Genomic DNA, 5,680 nt, shown 5'->3' on the forward strand with positions numbered 1-5,680 from the left:
GGAACAGGCCGCGCCCAGCAGACGGGGGCTGCCGCCCTCGCCGCCGCGTACACCGCCACCGCCGCCCGCCCCCTCACGCACGCCGCGCTCAACCCCTCGCCCCCGCTCCTCCAGCGCGCCGTCGGCGGCGGCATACGAGCCCTCATCCCGCTCCAGGCCGCCCTCGCCGCCCGTGCGGGGCGGCCCGGTCTCGCCGCCTCCGTGCTGGTCCTGCTCCCGCTGGCCCGCCGTATCTCCCGGAAGGTGAGCCCCACTTGACCTCTCTCCCAGCTAAAGCAGGGAGGTTCTTCCCTCGCGGGTTGAGCTTTCTGCTTCGCAGCCGGTTGCCGACCCGAATCAACGGCGGGGGACGGTGTGCCGCCCATCGGTCTTACATCAGCTCCACAGACCTGACTTCCCGCCAGCCCGGCGGTAGGCCGGTCCGGGCTTGGTTTTCACCCGGACCAACAAACCACACGTTATCACCCGTCCGGACGCAGACGCGGATACAACGGGCAGCCCGCCCAGGGGGGCGAATCGCTTCCCTGCCCTGCTTGCAGGGGTTCGATTCCTCCCCCCGGCTGATGCCGGGGGTATCCACGAAGGGAGACAGATGACCGGCACCAGCACCGGGCCAGCCTCCCTGCGCTACGCCTACGGCACCAACGGACTCGCCGACCTGCGGCTCGAGGACGCCCTGGGCGTGCTGGCCGACCTGGGGTACGACGGGGTGGGGCTGACCCTCGACCACATGCACCTCGACCCGCTCGCCCCGGACCTCGCGCGCCGGACGGCCGCCGTACGCCGCGCACTCGACCGGTACGGGCTCACCGTCACCGTCGAGACCGGCGCCCGGTACGTACTCGACCCCCGCCGCAAGCACCACCCCACCCTGCTCGACCCCGACCCGGTAGCCCGCGCGGCACGGCTGGACCTGCTGCTGAAGGCCGTGCGGGTCGCCGCCGACCTCGGCGCGCACGCCACGCACTTCTTCAGCGGCGTCCTGCCGGCCGGCACCGACGCCCACACCGCCTGGCCACGCTTCGCCGACGGTGTCGACGCCCTGCTCGCCGCCGCCCGGGCCACCGGCGTGCCGCTCGCCGTCGAGCCCGAACCCGGGCACCTGCTCGGCGACCTCGCCGCCTTCCACCGGCTCCGCGCGACCCTCGGCGAACGCGGCGGGACCGGCGGGACCGGCGAAACCGGCGAACCCGGCGGACTGCTCGGCCTGACCCTCGACATCGGCCACTGTCTGTGCTCCGAAGCCGAAGCGCCGGAGGCGTGCGTACGCTCCGCCGCGCCCTGGCTGCGGCACGTGCAGATCGAGGACATGCGACGCGCCGTACATCACCATCTGCCGTTCGGCGAGGGCGAGTTGGACGTACCGCCCGTTCTGGCGGCGCTGCGCGAGGCCGACTACCGGGGACTGGTTACCGTCGAGCTTCCCCGCGACTCGCACGCGGGCCCCGACCGGGCCCGCGACTCCCTCCGCCATCTGAAGGAGGCCGAGCGATGGTGAGCGAGGAGCCGGAGGTGACGGACGTGAAGGACGTGAAGGACCTCGAGGCGCGGCTGGAGCACCGGCTCGTCGGGACGGGCCGGGCCTGGCTGCACCGGGCGCTCGCCGACGCGGCCACTGCCACGGAGACCGCCTCCTGGGAGCCGTACTTCGCCGCCGCCGGCCGCCACTGCGGCCGCGCCTTGGCCCTCGACGCGCGGGTGCTGCTGCTGCACGCGGCGGGCGCCGGGGTCACCACCCTCACCCGGCTCTACCACCAGGGCACGGCCGCCGAACGCCAGGCCGTGCTGTGCGCCCTCCCGCACCTCGCCGCCGGCGGCACCCCGGACGCCGTACCGCTCGTCGAGGACGCGCTGCGCGCCAACGACACCACCCTCGTGAGCGCCGCCGTCGGCCCGTACGCCGCGGCGCATCTCGACGCGCACGGCTGGCGGCACGCCGTGCTCAAGTGTCTGTTCACCGGCGTACCGGTAGGCGCCGTCGCCGGCCTCGCCCGCCGGGCGCGCGGCGATGCCGAACTGGCCCGGATGCTCACCGGCTACGCGCGGGAGCGCACGGCCGCCGGCCGCCCCGTACCGGCCGACCTGCACCACGTGCTCGAACTGGCCGAAGCCCACCGGTCTCAGCACCAGCCCGAGGAGTCCTGATGCGCATCTTCGACCCGCACATCCACATGACCTCCCGGACCACCGACGACTACGCCGCCATGTACGACGCGGGCGTACGCGCCCTCGTCGAACCCTCCTTCTGGCTGGGCCAGCCCCGCACCTCACCCGCCTCCTTCTACGACTACTTCGACTCCCTGCTGGGCTGGGAGCCCTTCCGCGCCGCCCAGCACGGCATCGCCCACCACTGCACCCTCGCCCTCAACCCCAAAGAGGCGAACGACCCCCGCTGCGTGCCCGTCCTGGACGAACTGCCCCGTTACCTCGCCAAGGACGGCGTCGTCGCCGTAGGCGAGATCGGCTACGACTCGATGACCCCGGCCGAGGACACCGCACTCGCCGCCCAGCTCCAGCTCGCCGCCGACCACGGCCTGCCCGCCCTCGTGCACACCCCGCACCGCGACAAGGCCGCCGGCCTCGCCCGCACCCTCGACGTGCTGCGCGAGTCGTCGCTGCCACCGGAGCGGGTCGTGCTCGACCATCTCAACGAGACCACCGTGGACGCGGCGACGGACAGCGGCTGCTGGCTCGGCTTCTCGATCTACCCCGAGACGAAGATGGACGAGCAGCGCATGGTCCGGCTGCTGCGCCTGCACGGCACGGCGCGCGTTCTCGTCAACTCCGCGGCCGACTGGGGCCGCAGCGACCCGCTCAAGACGCGCGCCGTCGGCGACGCCATGCTCGCCGCCGGCTTCACCGAGGACGACGTCGACCAGGTGCTGTGGCGCAACCCGGTCGCCTTCTACGGGCAGAGCGGCCGGCTCGAGCCCGACCTCGCACCCGGCCCGGGCGCCGTCACCCACGAGGGCAACTCCATCCTGCGCGGCGGGGAATGAGGGAGGTCGGTCAGGCATGCGTTTCCGGCACCCCGACGGCTCGACCGTCCACCTCGCCTACTGCACCAACGTGCACGCCGCCGAGGACTTCGACGGCGTACTGGCCCAGCTGCGCGACCACGCCGAACCCGTGCGCCGCCGGCTGCACCGCGACCGGCTCGGCATCGGCCTGTGGCTGGCCCGCGACGCCGCCCGTAGGCTGACCGCCGACCCGGCCGCCGTACGGACGCTGCGCGGCGAACTCGACCGCCGTGGCCTGGAAGTGGTCACCCTCAACGGCTTTCCCTACCAGGGTTTCGGTGACGAGCGCGTCAAGTACCGCGTCTACCGGCCCGACTGGACCGAGCCCGCACGGCTCGAGCACACCGCCGACCTGGCCCGGCTGCTGACCGCGCTGCTGCCCGAGGACGCGGCCGAAGGCACCATCTCCACCCTGCCGCTGGCCTGGCGCACCGACTTCACCCCCGAGCGCCGCCGCACCGCGCTCGCCGCCCTCGGCACCCTCGCCGGGCGTCTGGACGCGCTGCAGGAACTGACCGGACGCAGCATCCGCATCGGCCTCGAACCCGAGCCCGGCTGCACCGTGGAGACCACCGCCGAGGCCATCGCCGCGCTCACCGGCCCCGGCGCACCTCCAGCACACCGGATCGGCGTCTGCGTCGACACCTGCCACCTCGCCACCCAGTTCGAGGACCCGGACGCGGCCCTGTCCGCCCTGACCGACGCGGGGGTGCCCGTCGTCAAGAGCCAGCTGTCCGCCGCGCTGCACGCGGAGGACCCGGACGGGGACGGGGTACGGGCAGCGCTCGCCGACTTCGCCGAGCCCCGCTTCCTGCACCAGACCCGCGCCCGCACCGCGGCGGGCGTACGCGCCATCGACGACCTCGGTGAGGCACTGGAACCCGGCACGCTGCCCGCCTCCGCGCCCTGGCGCACCCACTTCCACGTCCCCCTGCACGCCCCGCCGGCCCCGCCGCTGACCGCCACCTTCGGCGTCCTGCGCGCGGCGCTCGCCCGCCTCGTCGGCGGCCCGGCACCACTGACCCACCACCTCGAGGTGGAGACCTACACCTGGCAGGCCCTCCCCGGCGGCCTGCGCCCCCGCACCCGCGCCCAGCTGGCCGACGGCATCGCCGCCGAACTCGACGTCGCCCGCGAGATGCTGACCGGCCTCGGCCTGAAGGAGTTGCCGTGAACGTGGCTCCCGAACCTCTCCTCGTCCTGGATGTCGTCGGGCTCACGCCCCGGCTGCTGGCGCACATGCCGAGGCTGCGGGCCCTGGCCGACACCGGAACCTGCGCTCCGCTGGAGACCGTGCTGCCCGCCGTGACCTGCGCCGCGCAGTCCACCTTTCTCACCGGGGAGCCGCCCTCGGGGCACGGCATCGTCGGCAACGGCTGGTACTTCCGCGAGCTGGGCGAGGTGCTGCTGTGGCGCCAGCACAACGCGCTCGTCGGCGGCGAGAAGCTGTGGGACGCCGCCCGCGCCCGGCACCCCGGCTACACGGTCGCCAACATCTGCTGGTGGTACGCCATGGGCGCCGACACCGACTGGACCGTCACCCCGCGGCCCGTCTACTACGCCGACGGCCGCAAGGAACCCGACTGCTACACCCGCCCGCCGGACCTGCACGACGAACTGACCGCCGCCCTGGGCACGTTCCCCCTCTTCCACTTCTGGGGCCCCGGCGCGGACCTCACCTCCTCCCGGTGGATCATCGACGCGACCCGGCACCTGCTGCGCACCCGCCATCCCGACCTCGCCCTGTGCTACGTACCGCACCTCGACTACGACCTGCAGCGCTACGGTCCCGACGACCCCCGCTGCCACCGGGCCGCCGCCGAACTCGACGCCGTCCTCGCCCCGTTGCTTGACGACGCCCGCGCCGAGGGCCGCACCGTCGTGGCGCTCTCCGAGTACGGCATCACCCAGGTCAGCCGGCCCGTCGACATCAACCGCGCCCTGCGCCGGACCGGACTGCTGGAGGTGCACACCCAGGACGGCATGGAGTACCTGGACCCCACCACCTCCCGGGCCTTCGCCGTCGCCGACCACCAGCTCGCCCACGTCTACGTACGCGACCCGGCCGACATCCCCGCCACCCGGCACGCACTGGCGCCGCTCGAGGGGATCGCCGAACTCCTCGACGAGCGGGGCAAGAAGGCCCATCACCTCGACCATCCGCGCTCCGGCGAACTGGTCGCCCTCGCCGAGCCCGACGCCTGGTTCACCTACTACTACTGGCTCGACGACGCCCGCGCCCCCGACTTCGCCCAGCTGGTCGAGATCCACCGCAAGCCCGGCTACGACCCGGCCGAGCTGTTCATGGACCCGCTCGACCCCTATGTACGGCTGCGCGCGGCCACCGCGCTGGCCCGCAAGAAGACCGGCATGCGCTACCGCATGGCGGTCGTACCGCTCGACCCCTCGCCGGTGCGCGGCAGCCACGGCCGGCTCCCCGCCCGTACAGAGGAGGGTCCGGTGCTCATCTGCTCCCGCCCCGGTACGGCCGACGGCCCCATCGCCGCCACCGACGTCAAGTCCCTGCTTCTCCACCTCGCTCTGGGAGACCTCACATGACCCGCAGATCCGCTGCCCCCGACGACCCCGAACTGACCCGCCGCCTGCGCCGCCGCGGCTTCCTCGGCGTCGCCGCCGGTACGGCCGCCGCGTCCCTGCTC

5 protein-coding genes and 1 pseudogene are annotated in these 5,680 nt (G+C 73.7%); all 6 read left to right on the top strand.

What is annotated here, in order from left to right; translation table 11 throughout:
* Positions 1 to 258, top strand: a pseudogene (locus tag ACRDP3_RS02860) (SCO3242 family prenyltransferase); the annotation flags it as partial.
* Positions 259 to 592: 334 nt separating this feature from the next.
* Positions 593 to 1,498 carry a sugar phosphate isomerase/epimerase family protein gene (locus ACRDP3_RS02865; RefSeq protein ID WP_431515203.1) on the top strand — a complete coding sequence of 302 codons (906 nt, stop codon included), beginning with the start codon at positions 593 to 595 and terminating at the stop codon, positions 1,496 to 1,498.
* The gene (locus tag ACRDP3_RS02870; RefSeq protein WP_431515204.1) at positions 1,492 to 2,145 is read left to right on the top strand and encodes an EboA domain-containing protein; all 654 of its coding nucleotides are present in this window, start codon (positions 1,492 to 1,494) and stop codon (positions 2,143 to 2,145) included. The genes ACRDP3_RS02865 and ACRDP3_RS02870 overlap by 7 nt, the downstream gene beginning before the upstream one ends.
* Positions 2,145 to 2,999, top strand: coding sequence for a TatD family hydrolase (locus ACRDP3_RS02875; RefSeq protein ID WP_431515205.1), 855 nt, complete (start codon positions 2,145 to 2,147; stop codon positions 2,997 to 2,999). The genes ACRDP3_RS02870 and ACRDP3_RS02875 overlap by 1 nt, the downstream gene beginning before the upstream one ends.
* Before the next feature lie 16 nt (positions 3,000 to 3,015).
* On the top strand, positions 3,016 to 4,194 hold the full coding sequence (gene eboE, locus ACRDP3_RS02880) for a metabolite traffic protein EboE (protein ID WP_431515206.1): 1,179 nt from the start codon (positions 3,016 to 3,018) through the stop codon (positions 4,192 to 4,194).
* Positions 4,195 to 4,196: 2 nt separating this feature from the next.
* Positions 4,197 to 5,579: an alkaline phosphatase family protein gene (locus tag ACRDP3_RS02885; RefSeq protein WP_431515207.1), complete on the top strand. Its 1,383-nt coding sequence runs from the start codon at positions 4,197 to 4,199 to the stop codon at positions 5,577 to 5,579.
* The last annotated feature ends 101 nt before the right edge of the window (positions 5,580 to 5,680 follow it).

The sequence above is a fragment of the Streptomyces sp. genome (assembly GCF_050698815.1).
Classification (GTDB): Bacteria; Actinomycetota; Actinomycetes; order Streptomycetales; family Streptomycetaceae; genus Streptomyces.

Coding starts and splice junctions, on each gene's coding strand:
- ACRDP3_RS02875 (WP_431515205.1), top strand. CDS start 2,145: ATGCGCATCTTCGACCCGCACATCCACATGACCTCCCGGACCACCGAC.
- ACRDP3_RS02865 (WP_431515203.1), top strand. CDS start 593: ATGACCGGCACCAGCACCGGGCCAGCCTCCCTGCGCTACGCCTACGGC.
- eboE (WP_431515206.1), top strand. CDS start 3,016: ATGCGTTTCCGGCACCCCGACGGCTCGACCGTCCACCTCGCCTACTGC.
- ACRDP3_RS02870 (WP_431515204.1), top strand. CDS start 1,492: ATGGTGAGCGAGGAGCCGGAGGTGACGGACGTGAAGGACGTGAAGGAC.